Source organism: Bacteroides sp. 519, from assembly GCF_010500955.1.
In the GTDB taxonomy this organism is placed as follows: Bacteria; Bacteroidota; Bacteroidia; order Bacteroidales; family Bacteroidaceae; genus Bacteroides.
Genome location: NZ_QVMJ01000118.1, coordinates 1 through 319, shown reverse-complemented (window position 1 = coordinate 319; position 319 = coordinate 1). Strand labels below are relative to the sequence as shown.

The 319-nt window shown below is 35.4% G+C and carries 1 pseudogene; it reads right to left on the bottom strand.

What is annotated here, in order from left to right:
* Window positions 1-221: 221 nt before the first annotated feature.
* Window positions 222-319, bottom strand: a pseudogene (locus tag D0T85_RS23285) (putative LPS assembly protein LptD); the annotation flags it as partial.

The following is a 319-nucleotide window of genomic DNA, read 5'->3' as shown; positions in this document are numbered from 1 at the left end:
CAAAAAAAAAAAAACTTTTATTTTGGCCATTGTTAGGGCAAAAAAAAAAAAACCGTTTGAGGTAAAAAGGGGTGTGTTTTGTTTTTTTTTTTGGTTTTTCTTTTTTTTTTTTTTGTCTCCACAACCCACGGCGTGCGACATAATCTATATTCGAATAGAATTGTTGCAAAAACTTGTAGACCAGTGCTACCGATGTTGTACCGTCTACATCATAATCTCCATAAACCAAAACCGCGATTAGAATCGTCCATGTATGATGGCATAATGAATCCGGAAGAATAACTGCTTGAAAATGGGAAGAAGAAGAACGGCACTGCAA